The 21,140-nt window shown below is 73.4% G+C and carries 20 protein-coding genes; 13 read left to right on the top strand and 7 right to left on the bottom strand.

Annotated features, from left to right (window positions below; all coding sequences use genetic code 11):
- Positions 1–4 precede the first annotated feature (4 nt).
- Entirely contained in the window at positions 5–571 is a 567-nt protein-coding gene (locus DGO_RS08435; RefSeq protein ID WP_169331002.1) for a gluconokinase, read from the top strand.
- Here the strand turns inward: DGO_RS08435 and DGO_RS08430 are convergent.
- Positions 552–1,319, bottom strand: coding sequence for a YkgJ family cysteine cluster protein (locus tag DGO_RS08430; RefSeq protein WP_145975280.1), 768 nt, complete (start codon positions 1,317–1,319; stop codon positions 552–554). The two genes, DGO_RS08435 and DGO_RS08430, sit on opposite strands and share 20 nt — an antisense overlap.
- A gap of 36 nt (positions 1,320–1,355) precedes the next feature.
- Here DGO_RS08430 and DGO_RS08425 point away from each other — a divergent pair, with 36 nt between their 5' ends.
- The 6 genes from DGO_RS08425 to DGO_RS08400 all read left to right on the top strand — a co-directional run bounded on the left by DGO_RS08425 (position 1,356) and on the right by DGO_RS08400 (position 7,313).
- The gene (locus tag DGO_RS08425; protein WP_014685072.1) at positions 1,356–2,387 is read left to right on the top strand and encodes an HD-GYP domain-containing protein; all 1,032 of its coding nucleotides are present in this window, start codon (positions 1,356–1,358) and stop codon (positions 2,385–2,387) included.
- A 37-nt stretch (positions 2,388–2,424) separates the two neighbouring features.
- Positions 2,425–3,297, top strand: a complete 873-nt coding sequence (locus DGO_RS08420) for a phosphotransferase (RefSeq protein WP_014685071.1) — start codon at positions 2,425–2,427, stop codon at positions 3,295–3,297.
- Positions 3,298–3,359: 62 nt separating this feature from the next.
- A complete protein-coding gene (gene upp / locus DGO_RS08415; RefSeq protein WP_014685070.1) occupies positions 3,360–3,983 on the top strand; it encodes a uracil phosphoribosyltransferase in 624 nt (207 codons plus the stop codon).
- A 73-nt stretch (positions 3,984–4,056) separates the two neighbouring features.
- Positions 4,057–5,205: an MraY family glycosyltransferase gene (locus DGO_RS08410; protein WP_014685069.1), complete on the top strand. Its 1,149-nt coding sequence runs from the start codon at positions 4,057–4,059 to the stop codon at positions 5,203–5,205.
- A gap of 4 nt (positions 5,206–5,209) precedes the next feature.
- Positions 5,210–6,343 carry a non-hydrolyzing UDP-N-acetylglucosamine 2-epimerase gene (gene wecB / locus DGO_RS08405; RefSeq protein WP_043801701.1) on the top strand — a complete coding sequence of 378 codons (1,134 nt, stop codon included), beginning with the start codon at positions 5,210–5,212 and terminating at the stop codon, positions 6,341–6,343.
- 31 nt (positions 6,344–6,374) lie between these two features.
- Positions 6,375–7,313, top strand: coding sequence for a diacylglycerol/lipid kinase family protein (locus tag DGO_RS08400; RefSeq protein WP_043801698.1), 939 nt, complete (start codon positions 6,375–6,377; stop codon positions 7,311–7,313).
- Between the two features lie 105 nt (positions 7,314–7,418).
- Here DGO_RS08400 and DGO_RS08395 read toward each other — a convergent pair whose 3' ends face one another.
- On the bottom strand, positions 7,419–8,141 hold the full coding sequence (locus DGO_RS08395; RefSeq protein WP_043801695.1) for a tetratricopeptide repeat protein: 723 nt from the start codon (positions 8,139–8,141) through the stop codon (positions 7,419–7,421).
- Between the two features lie 173 nt (positions 8,142–8,314).
- Here DGO_RS08395 and DGO_RS08390 point away from each other — a divergent pair, with 173 nt between their 5' ends.
- Genes DGO_RS08390 through DGO_RS08370 form a run of 5 tightly spaced genes read left to right on the top strand, consistent with a single transcriptional unit; the run spans position 8,315 to position 12,728 of the window.
- Complete coding sequence (locus DGO_RS08390) at positions 8,315–11,311, top strand: tetratricopeptide repeat protein (RefSeq protein ID WP_050920738.1); 2,997 nt, start codon at positions 8,315–8,317, stop codon at positions 11,309–11,311.
- Between the two features lies 1 nt (position 11,312).
- Positions 11,313–11,711, top strand: a complete 399-nt coding sequence (locus DGO_RS08385) for a DUF3208 domain-containing protein (protein WP_014685064.1) — start codon at positions 11,313–11,315, stop codon at positions 11,709–11,711.
- Positions 11,708–11,905 (top strand): hypothetical protein, encoded by a 198-nt coding sequence (locus DGO_RS08380; RefSeq protein WP_014685063.1) that lies wholly within the window; start codon positions 11,708–11,710, stop codon positions 11,903–11,905. The genes DGO_RS08385 and DGO_RS08380 overlap by 4 nt, the downstream gene beginning before the upstream one ends.
- Positions 11,906–11,924: 19 nt before the next feature.
- Complete coding sequence (locus tag DGO_RS08375; RefSeq protein ID WP_043801691.1) at positions 11,925–12,497, top strand: type 1 glutamine amidotransferase family protein; 573 nt, start codon at positions 11,925–11,927, stop codon at positions 12,495–12,497.
- The gene (locus tag DGO_RS08370) at positions 12,498–12,728 is read left to right on the top strand and encodes a hypothetical protein (RefSeq protein WP_145975279.1); all 231 of its coding nucleotides are present in this window, start codon (positions 12,498–12,500) and stop codon (positions 12,726–12,728) included.
- Here DGO_RS08370 and DGO_RS08365 read toward each other — a convergent pair whose 3' ends face one another.
- The 3 genes from DGO_RS08365 to DGO_RS08355 all read right to left on the bottom strand — a co-directional run bounded on the left by DGO_RS08365 (position 12,729) and on the right by DGO_RS08355 (position 16,879).
- The gene (locus DGO_RS08365; protein WP_014685060.1) at positions 12,729–13,904 is read right to left on the bottom strand and encodes a class I SAM-dependent rRNA methyltransferase; all 1,176 of its coding nucleotides are present in this window, start codon (positions 13,902–13,904) and stop codon (positions 12,729–12,731) included.
- Positions 13,905–14,280: 376 nt separating this feature from the next.
- On the bottom strand, positions 14,281–15,885 hold the full coding sequence (gene pckA / locus DGO_RS08360; RefSeq protein ID WP_043801687.1) for a phosphoenolpyruvate carboxykinase (ATP): 1,605 nt from the start codon (positions 15,883–15,885) through the stop codon (positions 14,281–14,283).
- A 253-nt stretch (positions 15,886–16,138) separates the two neighbouring features.
- Positions 16,139–16,879 (bottom strand): alpha/beta hydrolase family protein, encoded by a 741-nt coding sequence (locus DGO_RS08355; protein ID WP_014685058.1) that lies wholly within the window; start codon positions 16,877–16,879, stop codon positions 16,139–16,141.
- Between the two features lie 109 nt (positions 16,880–16,988).
- On the opposite strand from DGO_RS08355, the gene DGO_RS21075 reads away from it, so the two are divergent.
- Positions 16,989–18,482: a tetratricopeptide repeat-containing diguanylate cyclase gene (locus DGO_RS21075; protein ID WP_050920737.1), complete on the top strand. Its 1,494-nt coding sequence runs from the start codon at positions 16,989–16,991 to the stop codon at positions 18,480–18,482.
- On the opposite strand, the gene DGO_RS21070 is transcribed toward DGO_RS21075, so the two are convergent.
- The gene (locus tag DGO_RS21070; RefSeq protein ID WP_085961056.1) at positions 18,449–19,606 is read right to left on the bottom strand and encodes a GGDEF domain-containing protein; all 1,158 of its coding nucleotides are present in this window, start codon (positions 19,604–19,606) and stop codon (positions 18,449–18,451) included. The two genes, DGO_RS21075 and DGO_RS21070, sit on opposite strands and share 34 nt — an antisense overlap.
- Positions 19,607–19,674: 68 nt before the next feature.
- The gene (aspS, locus tag DGO_RS08340) at positions 19,675–20,991 is read right to left on the bottom strand and encodes an aspartate--tRNA(Asn) ligase (RefSeq protein ID WP_043801683.1); all 1,317 of its coding nucleotides are present in this window, start codon (positions 20,989–20,991) and stop codon (positions 19,675–19,677) included.
- Positions 20,992–21,140 lie beyond the last annotated feature (149 nt).

Raw genomic sequence — 21,140 nt, 5'->3', positions numbered from 1 at the left:
CGTCATGACGCCCCCGGCCCCTTCTCCGCTGCACCTCGTCGTGATGGGCGTGTCCGGCTCGGGCAAGACCACGGTCGCCCGCGCCCTGGCCGCCGAACTGGGCCTGACCTTCGCGGAGGCCGACGACTTTCACCCGCCCGCCAACATCGCGAAGATGACGGCGGGCATTCCCCTGACCGACGAGGACCGCTGGCCCTGGCTGCGTGCCCTGCGCGGCTGGATGGCCGACCGGGACGCGCGCGGCGAGAGTACCGTCGTCACCTGCTCGGCCCTGAAGCGGAGCTACCGCGACCTGTTGCGGGGGGCCGGGGCCCGCGTGCAGTTCATAGACCTGGAGGGCCGTCCCGAGCTGCTCGCCGCGCGCATGGCGGGGCGCAGCGGCCACTTCATGCCGGCGGCGCTCCTCGACTCGCAGCTCGACGCGTTGGAGCCCCCGACCCCCGACGAGCAGGCCTGGACCTACGACGTGGCCCGCCCGCCTACCGAGATCGTGGCCGAGGTGGCGGCGCGGGTGCGGCGCGAGCTGGGCCAGCACCCCGCCTGGCCCCCGGTTACTCCATTTCCAGGGTGATCGGGTGCCCCAGCCCGAGCTGCCGTGCCCGCCCCGCCGCGCCCCGGCGGTCGCCCGCCACGACGCGCGCCATGAATGCGGGGTCGGCGGCCAGGGTGGTCAGGGTCCAGAAGTCGCCCCAGACCTCCAGGCCCCACTGCGACCGCATGGCGCGGCTGGCGGCGGTCCAGATCGGCTCGCTGAGGTGCTCCAGCGGCGCGATGAAATGCACCTCGCCGTCGGTGCCGGGCGTGCGGGCGACCTCGCGGCGGTACTCGGCGCGCTCGCGCCGGCCCATGCTCTCCCAGGTGCCCACGGCGCAGTAGTGCGCCGCAAAAGCGCTGAAGGTGTCACGGCAGCGCGTGGGCCGCGCGGCGTACTGCGAGCAGCTTCCGGTCGCGCGGTCGAGCAGCGGGCAGAAGCTCACGTCCTCGCGGTGGCGGGCCACGTAGGCGTCCTCGTCGGGGGCCGTGCGGGCGTTGGCCTGCACCGCGCGGGCATGCTCCTCGACGCGGCGGGCCTGCTCGGGCGTGATGGCCTGCGCGGTGATGATCGCCTCGGCCAGGCTGACCCGGATGGGCATGTCGCAGCACGCGAAGCAGCCCGCGCCGCAGTAGACGTGGCCGCCGCGCGACTCGTAGCCGCGCGTCCACTGGGCGGCCTGGGCGGCGTAACGCTCGTAGCCGCGCACGACCGGCGCCGTCACGGCCTGGTGCGGGGGCGTGCCTGGGCGGGCCGCGCCGGGGGCGGATGGGGGAGGGGTAGGCATAGAGAGGCAGAGTAACGCGGCTATACTGCGCTCACCGTGTTCCGACGCCCACGCCCCGCTGCCCCCAACACCCCGCCCGAAGCCCAGGCGGCCGCCGCTTCCCCTGCGGTCCCGGAGACCGATCCTGCCCGCGTGCTGGGCGAACTGCTGGCGCGGCCCAACCTGACGGCGGTGCTGGAACAGTCGCTCGCGCAGGCCGCCGCGCTGCTGGGGGGCGAGGTGCGCGGTTTCGCGGTCATCCGCCGGGGCCAGGACCAGGTCGTGGGCGTCCTGGGCTATCCGCGCTCGCTGGTCGGCCAGACCCTCAGCGGGCCGTGGTCGGCCATGCGCCCGCGCATCCTGACCGGGGGCAGCAGCGAGCTGTACGCGGCCAACAGCGAGGAAATCCGCACCGTACTCGACAACGCCGGGATGCGCGAGGTGCCGGTGTCGCTGGTCGTGCCCCTCAGCGAGCGCGGGCGGCAGCTGGGGGCACTGGTCCTGGACCGCGCGCCAGGGGGCGGGGGCACCGTCACCCCTCAGCAGCAGGAGGCGGTCGCGCGCTGGGCGCAGGCGGTCACGCCGCTGCTGGGCCTGCTCGAGTCGCGTGAGGAGTGGCAGCGCACGGCCCGGCAGCTCGCCGCGTCGGTGGTCGAGGCGGTCGAGAGCCAGGAGTTCGAGTCGCTGGGCCACGCCCGCGCCGTCGCCGAGATCAGCCAGGAACTGGGGCGGGCGCTGGGCCTGACCGAGCGCGAGCTGGAGGAACTGTGGTTCGCCGCCACCCTGCACGACCTGGGCAAGCTGCACGGCGAGGAGGGGCACGCCCTGGTGGGCGCGAACTTCCTGCACGGCGTGCCGCATCTGGCCGAGGCCCAGAAGGCCATCCGTCACCACCATGAACGCTGGGACGGCCAGGGCGAACCCGACAAGCTCACGGGCGAGGACATCCCGCTCTATGCCCGCATCCTGGCGGTCGCCAACGCCTACGTGCGGACCGGCGACCTGGAGCGCGTGCGCGCGCAGGCGGGCAAGGGCCTGGACGCGCGCCTCGTGACCGCGCTGGAAAAAGTGGAGAAGCGCGCCCGGTGACGCCGGTCCCGTTCCTTTTCGCCGCGAAGCGTTTCCGATGAGCCTGCGGCCCACCGCCGCGCAGGGCGAGCCCCCGGCCCACCGTTTTCCCGAGCTGGAGCGCCGTTACGGCCCCCTGACCCCGATGGACCAGGGGATGCAGAGCCGCGTGTACGTGACCGCCGACGGCGAGACGGTCGTCAAGGTGTACCGCACCCAGCGCGGCGAGCACCGCCTGGAAGCCGAGAACATGCGCCGCGCCGACATGGGCGAGTGGGCGCTGGACGCCGTCGAGGCCGACGGGGTCGAGGCCCTGATCATGCGCCGGTTCCGGGGGCATCCGCTCAGACCCGCCGACGTGCCGCTCGCCCTGCCCCGGCTGCGGACCTCGCTCGCGGCGCTGCACCGGGAGCGGCGGGGGCAGGTCAACCTCGACAAGGTGCGGGTGCGGCTGCGGCGCTTCCGCTCGGCGCTGGCCGCCTACCCGCTCGAGGACCTGTTCGCCGCCGTCGAGATTCCCCTCGATTCGGGGCTGCTCGACCAGCCGGCGGCGTTCTGCCACCTCGACCTGTGGCACGACAACATCCTGATGGCCGAGCGGCCTGTCCGGACCCCGGACGGAGAGGGAAGGGCTGCCGAGGTCCTGATCATCGACTGGACCAAGGCCGCCTGGGACGATCCTCTGCGCGATCTGGCCCTTCTCAAGACCGGTACCCTGGACCTGCTGCCCCCGGCCGAGAGCCTGGAGGCCGCCCTGAGTTTCCTGCCGGAGCGGGATCACGCCACGCTGCGCCGCTACCGCGCCTATCTCGCCCTGACCACCCTGCACGACCTGTACTGGTTCCTGATGAACGAGCCCTACGAATTCGAGGAACAGAGTGTCCTGAAGCTCGGGCGCACGCGGCACGCGCTGGCGCGGCTGCCCGAGTAGCGGCGCGCGGCCCGGTCCGGCAGAAGGCCCGGGGCGGGCCGCCTTCGCTTATCGTGGGCGACATGGTAACCACCGTGTCCCACCCCCTGGTCCAACACAAGCTGTCCCTCATGCGCGACGTGAGAACGGGCGTCAAGGAGTTCCGTGAGCTGGCCGGAGAGGTCAGCCTGCTGCTGGCCTACGAAGCGATGCGCGACCTCGAACTGGCCCCCGAGCGGCTGAGCACGCCCATCGAGGAGGGCGAGTTCCCGATGCTCAGCGGCAAGAAGCTGGCGCTCGTGGCGATCCTGCGCGCCGGCCTGATCATGACCGACGCCATCGTGTCGCTGGTGCCGGCGGCCAAGGTGGGCCACATCGGCCTGTACCGCGACCCCGAGAGCCTGCTGCCGGTCGCCTACTACAACAAGCTGCCCGCCGACATCGCCGAGCGCCGCGTGTTCCTCACCGACCCCATGCTGGCGACCGGCGGCAGCGCCAGCGCGGCCATCACCCGGCTCAAGGAGGCGGGCGCGCAGTCCATCAAGCTCATGACCATCCTCTCGGCCCCCGAGGGCATCGCCCTGATCGAGCGCGACCATCCCGACGTGGAGATCGTCACGGCCGCCGTGGACCCGCAGCTCAACGACCACGGGTACATCGTGCCGGGGCTGGGCGACGCGGGCGACCGTATCTACGGGACGAAGTAGTCCGCCCCGTTCCCGGCTGCGACTTTGGGCGGAGGCCCGGCGGGTGTCCCAGCCTTTAGAATCCCACAAGGTTATGGACTCATTGCGGGCCTTCGCGGCACAACTCGGCATTGCCGACCCCACGGGCGCGGGGTTTCTCAGCGTTCTGGTCACGTTCGCGGTGGCCCTGGTCTTCACGTGGCTCTTCATTCCGCGCCTGCGCGAGTTCGCGGTGCAGAACGGCTGGGCCGACCAGCCGAATGCGCGGCGGCTGAACAAGGAGCCGCTGCCCAACGCGGGGGGGCTGGCGATCTTCGCGGGCTTCGTCGTGAGCGTCGTGGTGGCCTGGGCGCTGCGGCCCATCGTGGTCGAACTCGTCAACATCCAGGTGCTCGCCATCATGCTCGGGGCGGCCATCATGGTCATGACGGGCTTCATCGACGACCAGTTCGGCCTCTCGCCGCTCTCGCGGCTGCTCGTGCAGGTGCTCGTCTCGGCGCTGCTGATCGTCAACGGCCTGAAGATCGACTTCAATGCCATCCCCTTCCTGCCGGTGTTGCCCCACGGGATCAGCGAGCCGCTGAGCGCCGCACTGACCGTCCTGTGGATCGTGGGCCTGACGAACGCCGTGAACCTGATGGACGGGGTGGACGGCGTGGTGGGCGGCGTGGGGTTCGTGGTCAGCATGGTGCTGCTCGCCACGGCGGCGCAGTTCCCCGACCGCGCGGCGGCCGTGATCCTGCTCGCGGGGCTGGGGGGGGCGGCGCTGGGCTACCTGCGCTACAACTTCAATCCCAGCCGAATCATCATGGGCGATGCGGGGGCCTACCTGTTCGGCTTCACGCTCGCGGCCGTGAGCCTGCTGGGCACCCTGAAATTCAGCGCCGGGGCCAGCCTGATCGTGCCCCTGATCGTGCTGGCGCTGCCGGTGCTCGACACCACGCAGGTCGTGATCGGGCGGCTAGCGCGCGGCATCCGGAACCCGCTGGGGCACCCCGACAAGACCCACATCCACCACCGCGTGCTCGCGCGCACGGCCTCGGCGCGGCGCACGGCCGCGATCCTCTGGGCGGTCGCGCTGGCCTGCGGCGTGGTCGGCATGATCCTTCAGGGCGTGCGGCCCGCCGCCATCGTGGGCACGGCCGTCTTCGTGGGCCTGTGCCTGTGGTTCGTGGCCTACCGCCGTATCCGCGCGCACGGCCTGGAAAGCGGAGCGACCACCACCGAAGTCCGGGAGGGCTGACCCCATGAGCAAGAAGATCGTACTGGCCTTCGGCACCCGTCCGGAAGCGACCAAGATGGCCCCGGTGTACGCCGCCCTGGCGCGCGAAAGCGGCCTGACCCCCCTCATCCTCTCGACCGGCCAGCAGCGCCAGATGCTCGACGGCGCGCTCGCCGTGTTCGGCCTCACGCCCGACCGCGACCTCAACGTCATGACCGACCGCCAGACGCTGGCCGACCTCACCGCCCGCATCGTGCCCCAGGCCGGGCGCACCCTGCGCGAGATGGGCGCCGACATGGTCCTCGTCCACGGCGACACGGCCACGTCGTTCTGCGTGGCGCTCTCGGCCTTCTACGAGGGCATTCCGGTCGGCCACGTCGAGGCCGGGCTGCGCTCGGGGTCCCTCAGCGAGCCCTTTCCCGAGGAGGCCAACCGCCGCCTGACCGGCGTGCTCTCCACCCTGGACTTCGCGCCCACCGCCGGCAGCAAGGCCAACCTGCTGCGCGAGGGCAAGGCGCCGGGCGGCGTGGTCGTCACCGGCCAGACCGCCGTGGACGCCGTGCGCGAGGTCGCGGGCCGCGTAGCGCTGCGCCCCGAGTGGCGCGCGCGGGTAGAGGCCGGGCAGCGCCTCGTGACCGTCACCATGCACCGCCGCGAGAACCAGCCGGTGATGCGTGAGATGGCGCAGGCGCTCGGCCGGGTGGCGGCGCGTTTCCCCGACACCCACTTCATCTACCCGGTCCACCTGTCGCCCGCCGTGCAGGAGGCGGTGCGCCCGGCGCTGGGCGAGGTGCCCAACTTCGAGCTGACCGAGCCGCTGGACTACAGCGACATGGCCCCCCTGATGGCGGCCTCGGCCCTGCTGGCGACCGATTCGGGGGGCCTCCAGGAGGAGGGCGCGGCGCTGGGCGTGCCGGTGGCGGTGCTGCGCAACGTGACCGAGCGGCCCGAGGGCGTCGAGGCCGGGGTGCTGAAACTCGCGGGCAACGACCCGGCGACGCTGGAGGCGGTGCTGACCGAGTTGCTGGGCAGTGAAACGCAACTCGCGCGGATGCGGGCGGCGCGCAACCCCTACGGCGACGGCCTGGCCTCGGGGCGCATCGCGCAGGCGATCGCCTGGCACTTCGGGCTCGCCGGGCGCCCCGACGACTGGGCCTGAGGGGCGGCGCGGCCCGTATGCTGGGCGCACGGTGACAGCCTCCTCTTCTGCCGGACGCTCTTTCGCGGTCGTTCTCAACCCACAGGCCGGGCGGGGACTGGCGCAGCGGCGCTGGCCCGAACTGGACGCCCAGATGCGCGCGCGCGGCCTCGCCTTTTCCCTTGTCGCGGCGTCCAGCGGTCCCGAGGCCCTGGCGCGGGTGCGGGCGCTTCCCCCGGAGGTGGCCGTGCTCGCGGTCGGCGGCGACGGCACGGTGGGCGCGCTGCTGCCCGCCCTGGTGGGCACCGGGCGGCCCTTGGGCGTGGTGCCCCTGGGCAGCGGCAACGACTACGCCGGCATGACGGGTCTGAAGCCCGGCAACTTTGCGGCGGCCCTGGACCGCCTCGCGGGTGACCCCCGGCCGGTGGACGCCCTGGAGGCCGAGATCGTCGCGGGGGACCGGGCGGGCGAGCGCCGACTGCTCCTCAACGGCCTGGGCCTGGGCTTCGATGCGCAGGTGAACGAGGCGGCCCTGCGCGCGCCGCCCCGGCTGCCCGGCTTCGGGCGCTATCTCTGGGGGGTGCTGGGGGCACTGGGCCGCCTGCGCCTGGGCCGCGCCGAGATCATGGTGGACGGCCGCGCGCTGTACGCCGGGCCGAGCTGTCTCGTGGCGGTCATGAACGGCACGCGCTACGGCGGCGGTTTTCTCATCAGCCCCCGTTCGGACGCGCGTGACGGCCGTATCGAAGCGGTGGTGGGCGGCGCACTGGGCCGGGGCGGCGTGCTGCGCCTCATGGGTCACGTGCTGCGCGGCACCCACCTGGGCCAGCCGGGAGTCTTCGGCGGGTCTGGGGAGACGGTCACGGTGCGCTGGGACCGCCCCACGCCCCTGCACCTCGACGGCGACGCGGCGGGCCGGGCCACCGAGGTCCGCGCCCGCGTGCGTCCCGGCGCGCTGCTGCTGTTCGGCGCAGAACACGTCCGAACATGAAACTCCCCTCCCACACGGGGAGGGGTGGGCGACGGCGGCCGGTGCTCTTCCGCGCGCCTCGCCCGGACCGGATCATTTCGCCAACGGTTCGACCGGAGGTTGGGCTTACTTCAGTTTGGCCAGCATCGCCTGGGCGGTCGCCAGGTCGCGCTGCTCCCAGTAGTTCGTGGCGCTCAGGGTCACGGCCTTCTGAAGCTGCGCGGCGGCCCCCGACTTGTTGCCGATCAGGTTCAGGGCGTTGGCGTATTCCAGGCGGTGCGTGACGACGGTGGGCTCCAGCGCCACGGCCCGCTCGAAGTTGGGGGCGACGTTGGCCTTGCGCGCGCCGGTCTGCTGCGCGGCGATGGCCCCCTTGAGGCCGCCGCTGTCGAGCGTGGCGTTCCACAGACCCAGCGCCACGTAGGCGCTCGCCATCGTGGGCCGCAGCTTGACCGCCTGGTCGAGGTTCTTCTTGACCTCCTTGGCGAGCGACAGGCTCTCGAACACGCCCGCGAACTGCGCGAGGCGGCCTTGGGCGCGGGCCTTCTCGAAGTAGGCGTCGGCGTTCTGCGGGTCGAGGCGAATCGCCTGGTCGGCGTAGCCCTGCGCCTTCTGGAACAGGCCCTTCTTCTGGCCGTCGGGCGCGAGGCCCGCGCCGGCGGTGGTCGCCTCGGCCGCCAGGGCGAGGCCGGCGCTGGTGTTCAGGGCGGCTCCGGCGGAGGCGGCGTCCTGCCAGTTGCCCTGGTCGTACAGGGCTTGGGCGGCCTGCTGCGAGGCGGCGCCCTGGGCCAGGGCGGGGGTCAGGGCGGCGGACGTCAGGGCGAGGGACAGCATCAGGGTACGGCGCATGAAACGCTCCTTTGCGGGTGGCGACGGGCGTCGCCGGAAGGCGGATTGAAAAGCTGGACCGAGTATACACATTGGCCTGTGGCCTGCCTGACGGGCGCGTCAGGTGGCGGGTTGCCGCGCTGTTCTGTACCCGGTTCAAGGCACCGGGCGGGGTGCTACGCTGATCCCGGATCATGCCGGTGAACTGGAGGGCCGCCCTGGAACAGGTGCGCGCCGCGCAGCCCCCTGGGGCAGGGCGCGGGGCGGGGCCGCAGCCCGGTAGCCTGCGCTGGCTGGAGGCCGAGCTCGGGCGGCGGGGCGGCAATCCGGCGGCGCTGCGCAACATCGTGTACCGCGACATCGGTACTCCGGCCGACAAGGCGCTGCTGGCCGGGGTGTTGCGCGAGCTGGCGGCCGGGGTCGGTCTGGTCCTCGACCTGCATGCCCCCGAGGTGACTGCCCCCCTGCCCGACGAACTCGAACTGCTGGGCCGGGCCAAGAAACGGGTCTACAAGGGCTTTCTGGCGGCCGTGCGCGCCGGGCGGGCGCCGCGCATGGTGGTCGCCGGGCGGGCCGGGGCGGGCAAGACGGTGCTGCTCGACCACCTCAGCCGCGCGCTGGAGGGAAGCGGCGTGCCCGTCACCCGCCTGAACCTGAGTGGTGAGGTGGAAGCCGTGCTGGCGCTGCCCCCGGTCGCCGGGCGTTCCTTCGCGGCGCTGGCTGAGCGGCAGCGCGCCGCCGCAGCGGCCGTGGCCCCGGCGCGCGGCGCGTGGCTGGTGCGGGTGGCGGGCGACCTGCGCTTTGCCGGTGATCCCCCGCGTGGTCCCGGCGGCGAGGTCGCCCGGCCCGGTGCCTGGGCCGCCGCCCTGTGGGCCGCCGCGCCCCCCGGCGTGGCCCTGCTGCTGGCCCTCGAAGACCCGCGCGGCTGGCCGGCCGGGCTGGCCGCCGTGACCGAACTGCGGCCCCCCACCCAGGCCGAGGCCCAGGCCTACCTGATGGAGAAGCTGGGGCTGCCCCGCGCGGCGGCCGCGGCCCTGGCCCGCGAGACGGGGCGCAACCTCGACCGCCTGACCCTGCTCGCGGGCGCGGAGGCGGCGGGCAGCCCGGGCGGGGCGACTCCGGCGGACGCGGCGGGGCTGGCGGATCCCGACATCTGCCGTCTGGCCGCCGCCTTTGCGGTGCTGGACAGAGCGTGGCCGGAGCCGCTGGACGGGCAGGCCCACCCGCAGGCGGCGCTGGACGCGGCGCTGGGTGAACCGCTGGCCCGGCTGCCCCTGCATGCCCGTGCCCAGGCGCGGCCCGTCGCTACTCGCCCCGGCGAGTGGCAGGCGGCCCCAGGCCTGCGGGCGCTGTGGCCCCGGCTTGCCCCGGCGGCCCTGGAGGCGGCGCGGTTGCGGCTCGCGCAGGGCGCCGACGTGCCGGGGGGCTACCGCGTCGGTGCCCTGGCGGCTGGGGGCGACTGGACCGGGCTGCTCGCCTGGCTGAGGTCGGCCCCCGACGACACCCAGTTTGTGCCGCCCTGGTGGCCGGTGGTGCGGGAATCGGCGCCGCTGCCCTTGCGCGGGCCACTGGCCCAGCTGGTCGTCGCTCACTATGCCGGTCGCGGCGAGTACGGCCACCCGCAGGCGCGCGACGCGCTGTTTTTCCTGCTGGCCTCGGAAGAGGGGGGGGTGCGGGCCTGGGCACGGGTCAAGCTGGCCGAGGGCCGTCTGGACGCGGGCGACCCCGAAACCGCCGCCGCCCAGCTCGCCGGACCGGAGGTGCGCCTCGCCCTCTCGGCGCAGGCTCCGGCCGATCCCTGGACCCTCTCGGCGCAGGCCGACGCGCTGCTGGTGCAGGGGGCGCTGGCCCGCTGGCGCGGCGACCTCGCGGCGGCGACCCGGGCGGTCCACGATCCGCGCACGGCCCGGTCGGGCGCGCGGGCGCTGCTGTGGCGCGGACTGATCGCCAAGGACGCCGGGCGCTGGACCGAGGCCCTGGCCGACCTGCGCGCCGTGCCCGACCACAGTCCGCTGCTCTCGGCGCGCGCCCGCTACCAGGAAGGCGACCTGCTGCTGCGTCTGGGACAGCCGGCGGCGGCGCGCGACCTGCTGCTGGACGTCGCCGGACGCCTGGGCCGGGCCGGCGCGCCCCCCGAGGAGCAGGCCCGCAGCCTCGCGCGCGCCGCGACTGCCCTGCGCCGTCTGGGCGACCCCGCCGGGGCGCTGCGGCGGCTGGAAGAAGCCCTGGCCCTGGCCGCGCCGACGGGAGCAGGGGGCCCCGACGGCGTGGTGCGCGCCCGACTGCTCTCGGAGGGGGTGCCGGTGCTGCTGGCCCTGGGCCGTCCCGGCGACGCGCTCGCGCAGGTGGTGGCGGCGCTGGAGCTGCTGCGCGCCGCAGGCACGCGCCGGGCCGAGGCCGCCTACCGGGTGCGGCGCACCGTGTACCGCGCCGCGCTGGCCTACCTGACGCGCGGGCTGGGGCGGCGCTACCAGCATCCCCTGCTGGGGGCCGGGAACGACCACCCCGACCTGGCGCACGCCCGCGCGCTGCTGGGCGAGCTGCTGCGGGAGGGCAGCGGGGCCAGCGACCGCGAACAGGTCCTGACCTTCGACCTGCACCTGGCCCTGGCCCTGGCCGAGCCGGACCCCCGCGCCGCCCTGGCCCACGCGGGCCGCGCCCTGGCGATGACGGACCATCCCTACGCCGGGGCGCAGGCCCACGCCGCGCGCGCCGAGGCTGCGCTGCGCGCCGGGCAGCCCGGGGCGGTGCTGGCCGACGTGAACCGCGCCCACGCCCTGCTGCGCCGCGTGGGTACGGCGCTGGGCGAGCGGGTGGCCCACCCCGACCCCGGCCTGCACGCCCAGCTCCTGACCCTGGAGGCCTGCGCGCAGGCGGGTGACCCGGCGGCCGACGCGCCGCTGCCCCTGGACTGGCTGCGGGCCGAGCTGGCCGCCCCCGAGCTGACGCCCTTCCGGGAAGGTGTCTGGCGGGAGGTGGGCGCGGCGCTGGAGCGGGCCGGGCGGCCCACCGGCGTCGAGGCCGCGCACTGGCCCCCTGCGGCCCGGCGACCTGCTGGCGGTGTGGGAAGGGCGGCGGGGCCGGGGGCTGGACGGCGCCGGAGAGCCGGACCCCGCGCCCAGTATGTCCTGACCGGCCGCCACCTTGACCCGGGCTTGAGCCGGGACGCCCAGGCCGGCACTTGCCGTTAAGATGAGCGGCGTGAGTCCCACTGAACCGCAGGCCGGAGGAAGGTCTGCCATCCGGCTGCTCCAGGGGTACGTCTGGCATCCCGCAGGAGCCGACGTCGATCTGGAACACTATCTGCCGCGTGACCTCGACCTCGCGCCGGTGCCCGGCATCTCGGAGACGGAGGAGGCCCACGTCCTGTGGGACCAGGTCACGCCGCCCTTCGCCTTTTTCGAGAACGGCGAGCCGACCGCCGGGCAGACCTTCTACCAGTTCACGGTGCTGCGCGTGTACGACGAGCGTCCCGGCAACGACGCCCTGCACGGCGACGCCGAGAGCGCCAGCCAGTCGCTCGGGCCGCTGCTGGAAAGTACCCCCGAGGGCGTGGGCTGGCAGCTCTGGGAGGACCTGCGCGACCTATGATCGCCTGGCTCGACCTCCTGATCGGGGACGATCCTCATCCGCGCCGCTTCGACCGGCCCGGCACCCTGCGCGCCTATCTCCTGAAGATGGAGCGCCTGAGCGCCGAGGCCGCCGACGCCCTGCTGCGCGACGGCGAGGTCGGGCCGCCCCTGACCCGGCTGGCCTACCGCCTGCGTCCCCTGGGCCGCGACTGATGCGCCGCCCCGGAACGCCGTGACCGACCCCGCCCCTGTCCCCGCCGAGGGGCCGGTGGTGGCCGTGGCGGTCTACGCCGGGGTCAGCGAGCTGGAGCTGGGCGCGATGGTCACGGTCTGCCGGCTGTGCGGCGGTGAGGGCGCGACCCGCACCGTGAACCGTTCGCGCGCCAGCATCGTCACGGCGGGTGGGCTGGTCATGACGCCGCAGGTGCTGTACGCCGCCCTGCCCGAGGTCTGCGCCCTGCTGCTGCCCGGGGGTCCCGGCGCGGCCAAGGCGGCGCGCGACCCCCTGCTGCGGGCCTTTCTGGGCACGCACGCGGCGCTGCCGACCGGGGCGAGCGGCAGCGGCCTGCTGCTGGCCGGTGAGGGCGGCCTGCTGCGGGGGCGCGAGGTGGGCGGTCCCCCCGAGCTGGAGGACAGCCTGTGGAACTACGACCCGGCCTCATTGCATCCCGGCGAGGTGCGGCGCAGCGGTCCCCTGACCTCCGCGCCGGGGGGGCTGGGGGCCGTGCGGGCCGCCCTGGCGGTGGCGGCGGCGCTGTGGGGCGAGGACGCGGCCGGGGACGCCGCGCGCCGCCTGGGGGCCTGAGTGCCCGCCGAACTCGTGACCCTGCCGCGCGCGCCTGCCCCCGGGGTGCTGGAGCGCCTGCTCGCCGTTCCGGGCGGCGCACGGATCACGGCCCTGCACGGCCAGGACGCGGCCGGGCACGCGCGGGTACAGTTGCGCGTCGCGCACCCCGACCCCGAGGTCGTCGCCGTGACCCGGCAGGCCGTCCTGCGCGCCTGTCAGGCGGCGGGGGTGGCCGCCTTCGTGGTCTGATTATTCTTTGCGCAGCAGGATGCTCTTGAGATACAGGCTCTCGGGAACGCTGAGGAGGTGGGGGTGGTCGGCGGGCTGGTAGGTCACGGCGACCACCTCGGCCCCGGTCTCGGCGGCCCCGGCGGCGACGCGCGCGGCGTCGAGCAGGTCGTCCACCCGGATGTAGTGCGCGCAGGTGCTGATCAGGAGGTGGCCCCCCGGCGTGAGCATCCGCAGGGCGCGCTCGGCCCCCTCGGTGAAGATGCGTTTGGCGCGCGGCACGTCGTCCTTGCGCTTGGCGAGGGTGGGCGGGTCGAGGACGATCGCCCCGTACACCTTCTTCTCGCCTTCCAGCCGGGCGAGCTGCTCCAGCGCGTCGCCCCAGCGCAGGCCCACCGACACGCCGTTTTGCCGCGCCTCGCGTTCCAGGACGCCCAGGGCGATCTGGTCCTTGTCGATGGCGGTGCTCTTGGCCCCGGCGCGCGCCGCGTGCAGCGAGAAGCCCCCGGTGTAGCTGTACACGTCCAGAAAATTCTCGCCGGGGCGCACGAGCGAGCGCATCAGGCGGCGGTTGTCGCGCTGGTCGAGGAAAAAGCCGGTCTTCTGCGCGTCCATCGGCGAGAAGTGCAGGGCGAGGTCGTCCTCGCGGAACTCGACCCGCTCGGGCACGTCGCCCCACAGCACGCCCGAGTGCAGCTCCAGCCCCTCGCGGCGGCGCTCGCCCGTGTCGCTGCGTTCGTAGGCGCTCGTGGCCCCGGTTTCCTCGCGCAGCGCCCGCACGATCAGGTCGCGGTGCCGCTCGGCCCCGGCGTTGCGCAGCTGCACCCCCAGCACGCCCGCGAACTGGTCGGCCACCACGCCCGGCAGGCCGTCGGCCTCGGCATACACGGCCCGCACGGCGTCGGTGTCGGTGATCCGGCCCTCCCGGCGCTTCAGGGCCGCGCGCACCCGCTCGCGGTAGAAGGCGAGGTCGATGTCGCGCTTGTCCCAGGTCAGCATCCGCAGCGGCGTGGCGCCCTCGGGGTTGAAGTACCCGCGCCCGACGAGCGGCCCGCCGGGGTCGCGCACGTCCACGACCTCGCCCGGCGCGATGCCCGCGTCGTGGCTGGCGATGTCTCCCGCGTGGCCGAAAGGGTAGCGCCCGGCAATGCGCCGCACCGCGCCCGGCTTGAGGGTGACCGACAGGGACTTCTTCATCGGGGAGCAGGGTAGCAGAGGGGGGCAGGAAAAACAGGCGCGCAGAGGAGGGAGAGGCCAGACCTCGCCGCAGGCAGAGAAGCGAGAGGTAAGCGTATAACCTCACGGCTCGATTTTTCCGGAAGCCGCCCTCCGCTCCACAGAGTCGCCCAACTGCCCACCCATATCTTTCTGCCCAACTTCCCACGCGGGCCATTCCGGCGCCACGTATCCGGCCCCGAGCCTGAGCCGTCACGCCGCAGGGCCGTGTAGTCCTACTGCCGTCCGGGACGGCTCTTGCCGAGCGCAGCAAAAAACTCCCCCGCCCACTGGGAGGGGGGCTAGGGGAGAGGGCAAGTAGAACCGGAAGCTCTACACCCGGAGCAGGATCAGCATCTCAGGCCTTCGCGTCCGGGTCCGGCATCGCCGCCGTCACCGCCGCGTCTACTCCACCTTCGAAGCGCACGAAGTTTTCGCGGAACATCCGCGCCAGCTTGCGGGCCGTTTCGTCGTAGGCTTCGCGGTCGGCCCAGGCCTGACGCGGGTTGAGGATCTCGGCGGGTACGCCCGGCACCTCGGTCGGGATCTCCAGCCCGAAGAAGGGCTCGCGCCCGAAGCGCACGCCGTCCAGTTCGCCGTTCAGCGCCGCGTTCAGCAGGGCGCGTGTGTGGCGGATGCTCATGCGCTGGCCCTCGCCGTACTTGCCGCCGCTCCAGCCGGTATTCACCAGCCACACCTTCGCGCCGCTCTCCTGCACCTTGCCCGCCAGCAGCCGGGCGTACTCGCCGGGGTGCCGGGGCATGAAGGGCGCGCCGAAGCAGGTCGAGAAGGTCGGCTGCGGCTCGGTGACGCCCTGCTCGGTGCCGGGAATCTTGGCCGTGAAGCCGCTGAGGAAAAAGTACATGGCCTGCTCGGGTGTGAGGCGCGAGATGGGCGGCAGCACCCCGAAGGCGTCGGCGGTCAGGAACACCACGTTGCTGGGGTGCCCGGCCACGCCTCCCGGCTGGATGTTCGGAATCTGCTCGATGGGGTAGGCGCTGCGGGTGTTCTCGGTGAGCTGGCCGTCGTCGAGGTCGGGCACGTTGCCCTCGCCCAGCACCACGTTCTCCAGCACGGTGCCGAAGGTGTGGGTCGTGCGGAAGATGGCGGGCTCGGCCTCGGGGTTCAGGCCGATGACCTTGGCGTAGCAGCCGCCCTCGAAGTTGAAGACGCCGTGGTCGGTCCAGCCGTGCTCGTCGTCCCCGATGAGTTTGCGCGCCGGGTCGGCCGAGAGGGTCGTCTTGCCGGTGCCCGACAGCCCGAAGAACAGCGCCACGTCGCCGCCCTCGCCCACGTTGGCCGAGCAGTGCATGGGCATCACGCCCGATTCGGGCAGCAGGAAATTCAGCACCCCGAAGATGCCCTTCTTGTTCTCGCCCGCGTACTGCGTGCCGCCCACCAGAATCATCCTGCGGGTGAAATTCACCACGATGAAGGTTTCGCTGCGCACCCCGTCGGCTTCGGGGTCGGCCTTGAAACTGGGCATGTTCAGGACCGTCCAGTCGGCGTGGAAGCTGGCGCGCTCCCCGGGGTCCGGGCGCACGAACATGTTGTGGACGAACAGCGAGTGGTAGGCCATCTCCTGCACGAAGCGCACGCCCAGGCGGTGTTCGGGGTCGGCCCCCGCGTACAGCTCCTGCACGAACAGCTCGCGGCCCTGCGCGTGGGCCAGCATCTTGCTCAGCAGACCCGCGAACACGGCGGGCGTGGTCGGCGTGTTGAAGCCGCCCCACCACACCGCGCCGCGCGTCAGGTCGTCCTCGACGATGAAACGGTCCTTGGGGCTGCGGCCGGTCTTGTCGGTGCGGACGGCCAGCGGCCCCCCGGCGGCGATCTCGCCTTCGCCCAGACGCAGGGCGTGGCCGTACAGCTCGGGCACGCTGGGATTGAGATGAATGCGGGCGCTGCCCAGGCCCAGGTCGGCCAGGGCGGCGGAAGCGGCAATCGGCGAGGCGGTGGTCATGGGGTTCCTCCGGTCGGGTCTTCGCTGAATCTCGAATGAATTTGTGTAAACGCTGACCCTGAAATGTTGCCTGGGGAACCGTTTCCAAGACAATGTTTTGGGTGTCACCGCTCCGGAGACATCACCCCCGGTGTCCGGCGATGCCGGCCTGTACCGCGCCGAGAGGCCGCGCGGTTAAGTTCAGGGCTGAACAGATCGGTGCGGGCGGGGCCGGGAGGCCTGAACCTGCCCGGCCCCGCCCGCCGCGTCCGCTTCAGTCGCCGCTCAGGAAGCGCGCCGTCTCGCGGTGCAGCGTCTCGACCGCTCCGAGCGAGTCGAAGGTGTGGCCCGCGCCCGGAATGCCCACGGCCCCGCAGCGAAGCGCCGCCGCGTAGCGCACGCCCCACTCGGGCGGGCAGGTCTGGTCGGCGTCGCCGTGAAAGACCCGCGCCTCGCCGCCCCAGGCCGCCGCCGCCTCCAGCGGGCGCAGGCGCACGACCTCCTGCAAGAAGGCCCGGCCCAGCGGCCAGCCGCCGTAGTCGCTGACGACCGGCGGCAGCACCCCGCCGCGCAGCATCGGCAGCCACAGCTCGGGGAGGGCGGGGGCCCACAGGGCGAGGCGGTGGGCGCGCGCCCGGTCCGCCGCGAGCGCCGCCACCAGACCGCCCATGCTGAAGCCCAGCAGCATGACCCGTTCGGGGTCCAGGCCCGGCTGGCGGCGCAGGTAGGCCGCCGCCGCCACCGCGTCCTCGACCTCGCGCAGGGCGGTCATCTCGGAGAAGTCGCCCTGCGACTCGCCGCTGCCCCGGAAGTCGAAGCGCAGCGCCGCCATGCCCCGGCCCGCCAGATACCGCGCGAACAGCACGAAATTGCGGTGGCTCTCGGTGCGGTTGCCGGTGAAGCCGTGCAGCATGACCACGCTGGGCCATCCGGTCGACGGGGCTTCGCCGTCCGGGGTGTGCAGCATCCCGTAGAGCCGCTGGCCGTCCACGTTGAACTGGGCAAAACTTTCCATGCCCAGGATTGTGCCAGACCGGGCGCGCCCCCTCGCCGGAGCTTCCGGCCCTGGTGTGGTCTACGCCGGGTCAGAAGACCGACAGGCCCCGCCTCCTACCATGACCCTCATGACTCCTCCGGCCCGCGACCTGCACCGTGCCTGGAGCCTGCGCATGAGCGACCCGGCCCTCGCGGCGCAGGTGGCCGCGCCCTGGGCGCAGGAGGCAGGCCACGCGGTGCTGCGCGCCTACGCCCTCTGGGCGGCGGGCGATCCGGACGGCGCCCTGGAGACGCTCGAACAGGCCGAGCCCGATCTGCGCGCGGCCGGGGAGGAACTGTGGCGCGCGCGCGCCCTGGGCCTGCGCGGCGACGTGCTGATCGGGCTCGGCCAGCCGCAGGAGGCGCTGGACTGCTTTCAGGCGCAGCTCGCGCTGGCCCAGGAGGTCGGCGACCTGGAGATGCAGGGCATGGCGCACAACGACACCGGGGTCATCCTGATCTGGAACGACCCGCAGCGCGCCCGCCAGCGTTTTCAGCTCGCCTACGACCTGTTCGCTACCGCGCCGCACGAGCAGGCCAACTGGGGCCTGGCCGCCTTCAACCTCAGCGTGGCCTACTGGGAACTGGGCGAGCGCGACCTGAGCGACCGCTACCTGGCCGAGGCGCAGGAACGGGTCCGGGCGGCGCGCGCCTGGCCCTACTGGGCGGGCGTGGTGAGCCAGCGGGCGCAGAGGCTGGGCGAGGCGGGCGAGACGGCGCTCGCCCGGCAGCTGTTCCGGGAGGCCGACACGCTGGATATGCCCCCCGAGAGCCGCGACCACCTGCGGTTTTTCGAGGCCAAGACCGAGACCCTGCACGGCGACGCGGCGCGGGGGCTGGCGCTGCTGGAGGCCCTGCGGCCCTGGACCCTGCGCCGCCAGGACATGCTCGACGACTACCTGGACGTGCTGGCCCGGGCCCAGCGCCGCCTGGGCGACCCGGCCGCCGCCTACGACACCATGCGTGAGCTGCTCGCGGCGGTGCAGGCCCGCCACGCCCGCGAGCAGGCCACGCAGCTGCGGCGGCTCGAGGCCCAGCACCGTGCCGAGGAGGCCCAGCGCGCCGTGTCGCACCTCTCGCGCCTGCATCAGGAAGCCCAGTCGCTGAACCTGCGCGACGAACTCACCGGCCTGAGCAACCGCCGGGGGCTGCTGGAGTGGCGCCAGGCCCGGCCCCCCGGCGAGGTGTTCACGCTGGCCTTTCTGGACATCGACCGGTTCAAGGGCATCAACGACCGCCACGGCCACCAGCAGGGCGACGAGGTGATCCGCACGGTCGCGGAGCTGCTGCTCGGGGCCGCGCGGCCCGGCGACCTGTGCGCGCGGCTGGGCGGCGACGAGTTCGTGTTCGCCTGCTGGACGGCCGACGTGGCGCAGGTCGCGGCCCAGATGGAGCGCGTGGCCGAGCAGTGCCGCGCCGCGCCCTGGCCCGTCGGCCTGCACGTATCCCTGAGCATCGGTGTCGCCGGGGGCCGGGGGCCGACCGAAACCCAGCTCGACGCCGCCGACCGTCAGATGTACCGCGCCAAGCAGGCGGGGGGCGCGCGGGTCTACGCCGCGCCGGGGCCGGACCCCGTGCCCTGAGGCCCGCGCGCCGCGCCGCCCTCGTCCGGGGGGGCGTGGGTGACCAGGACCGTGCGGTTGCGTCCCTGGTGCTTGGCGGCGTACAGCGCGGTATCGGCGCGCACGGTCAGGCGGCCCAGGTCGTCGCCGGCCTGCCGGCCCGCCACCCCCAGACTGACCGTCACCGCGCCCACTTCCGGGTGCGGCGTGGCGTCCAGCCGGGCCCGCAGGCGCTCGGCCACCGCCCAGGCGTCTTCCGGCGCGGTGTAGGGCAGCAGCAGCATGAATTCCTCGCCGCCCCAGCGCCCCAGCACGTCGCTGCCGCGCAGCCCCGTGCTCAGGAGCCGGGCAGTCCAGATGAGCACCTCGTCGCCGGTCTGGTGGCCGTAGCGGTCGTTGACCGCCTTGAAGTGGTCGATGTCCAGCAGCACCACGCTGCATGGTCCCGCAGCGGCCAGCGCCGTCTCGATCTGGCCGTAGAGGGCGCGGCGGTTGGGCAGGCCGGTCAGCGGGTCGGTGTGCGCCTGGGTTTCGAGCCTGAGACGCTCGGCGTACTCCTGGGTGAAGCGTTCGCGGTACCACGCCAGGGCGTAGAGCAGCAGCAGCAGCGGCAGGGCCGACAGGTGGACCCTCAGCAGGTCCAGCCCCCCGCGCGCCAGCCCGCCCAGGCCCAGCGTCAGGGCCGTGCCCAGCGCGTAGGTGCCGAAACTCAGGGCGGTGGCGGGCCGCAGCGGCAGGGCGAGATACCCCAGGATGGAGTTGGCGAGCAAAAACCCCCAGTTGCTCGCGGCGAGCAGCAGCTGCGCCGTGCCCGACTCGGCCGCGCCCAGCACGAACTGCGTCAGGATGACGGCCGCGTTGCACACGAGCACCACCCGCTCGGCCCACTGCACCGACCCGCCGCGCAGCAGCCAGACGAGGCCCCAGACCGTCATGAGGGTCAGGCCCCCGTAGACCGCCACCGCCGCCCAGTCGGGGCGCGGCTGGGCGAGCGAGATGATCTCCAGGATCGAGAGGACCAGCAGCCCCAGCCCCACACTGACCAGATACACCCGGCGGCGCAGCGCCTCCATGATCCGGATGGGATCGGCGGGGGGGGGAGGCGGCGCGGGCGCGGCCCGGCGGCGCTCCGTCGCGGGGGCCATGCCCGACAGTGTAGGGGGTGCGCGGCGGCGGCGACCAGCCGCCGACCAGGGGGTCAGGTGGCCGGAGATCAGGGGGTCAGGCGGTGGCGGTCACGCGGGAAGGCGCGGGCGTAGCGCACGTTGGCGATGCCCAGCAGCCGGGCGGTGAGGCGCTCGGCCCCGATGGCGAAGCCGCCGTGTGGAGGCATGCCGTACTTGAAGACCTCGGTGTAGCCTTCGAGCGACTCGGGGCTGAGTTTGTAGGCGGCGATGGAGTCCATGAGCATCGCGTGGTCGTGGATGCGCTGCCCGCCCGAGGTGATCTCGATGCCCCGGAACAGGAGGTCGAAGCCGCGCGTGACCTCGCCGTTCAGGCTGCCGTCGCCGTTCACCTCGGGGTGCGCGTAGAAGGGACGCGCGGCGCGTGGGTACTTCGTCACGAACACGAAGTCGCTGCCCTCGGTTTCGGCGTAGTGCTGCGACAGCAGGCGCTCGGCCTCGGGGTCCAGGTCCTTGCCGCCGACCGCGTGGCCGTATTTCTCGGTCACCAGCCTGCGCGCGTCGAGCAGCGTGACGCGCGGAATGTGGGCGGGCACCTCGGGAATGGTCGCCCCCAGCAGCGCGAACTCGGCCGCGGCGCGCTCGCGCAGCCGCGTCATGATCGCCGCGAGCAGGCGGTTTTCGAGCGACATCACGTCCTCCTCGTCCTCGATGAAGCCCATCTCGACGTCCAGCGAGAGGTACTCGTTGAGGTGGCGGCTCGTGGCGTGCTCCTCGGCGCGGTACACCGGGGCCACCTCGAACACGCGCTCGAAGACCCCGACCATGATCTGCTTGTAGAGCTGCGGGCTCTGCGCGAGGTAGGCCTGGTGCCCGAAGTAGTCGATGGGAAAGAGGTTCGCGCCGCCCTCGGCCCCCGCCGAGACGATCTTGGGCGTGCTGATCTCGGTGAAGCCCTCGGTGCCCAGGTGGTCGCGGAAGGCCGCGACGAGTTCGGCCTGGACCTTGAGCGCCGCGCGCTCGCGCAGGCCGCGCACCGTCACCACGCGGTAGTCGAGCATGGTTTCGGGGTTCACGTTCCATTCCATCTTCGGAATCTCGACCGGGGCCGCCTCGACCGCCGCCGAGATCACCCGGAAGCTCTCGACCTGCACCTCGTAGCCGCCCGGCGCCTTGGGGTGGGCCTTGACCCGGCCGATGACCTCGGCGCTGCTCTCGGGCAGGGGCAGGCTCAGGCCCGAGCCGACGCACTGGGTCAGGCCCGACACGTCGCGCAGCACCACGAACTGCACGCCCCCGAGGTCGCGGCGGGCGTGGACGAAGCCCTGGAGCCGGACGGTCTGGCCGTCATGCCGGGACAGGTCGCGGGTCAGGGTTCTGGGCAGGGAGGTCGTTGCGGTGGTCATGGGCGTCTCCTTGAGGGGGATGGGCGAATCAAAAAACCCCCGACTCCGTGTGGGGGTCGGGGGCGCGGCGCATGAAGAGGCGTCCCCTACCGGGGATCGTCATTCACGTTGTTCAGGGCCGCAGGCATAGGCCGGAGTGTAGTCCCGGC

Source organism: Deinococcus gobiensis I-0 (genome assembly GCF_000252445.1).
GTDB classification, from domain to species: domain Bacteria; phylum Deinococcota; class Deinococci; order Deinococcales; family Deinococcaceae; genus Deinococcus; species Deinococcus gobiensis.
The sequence above is the reverse complement of the archived record's forward strand: the minus strand, read 5'-3'. Positions and strand labels throughout refer to the sequence as shown.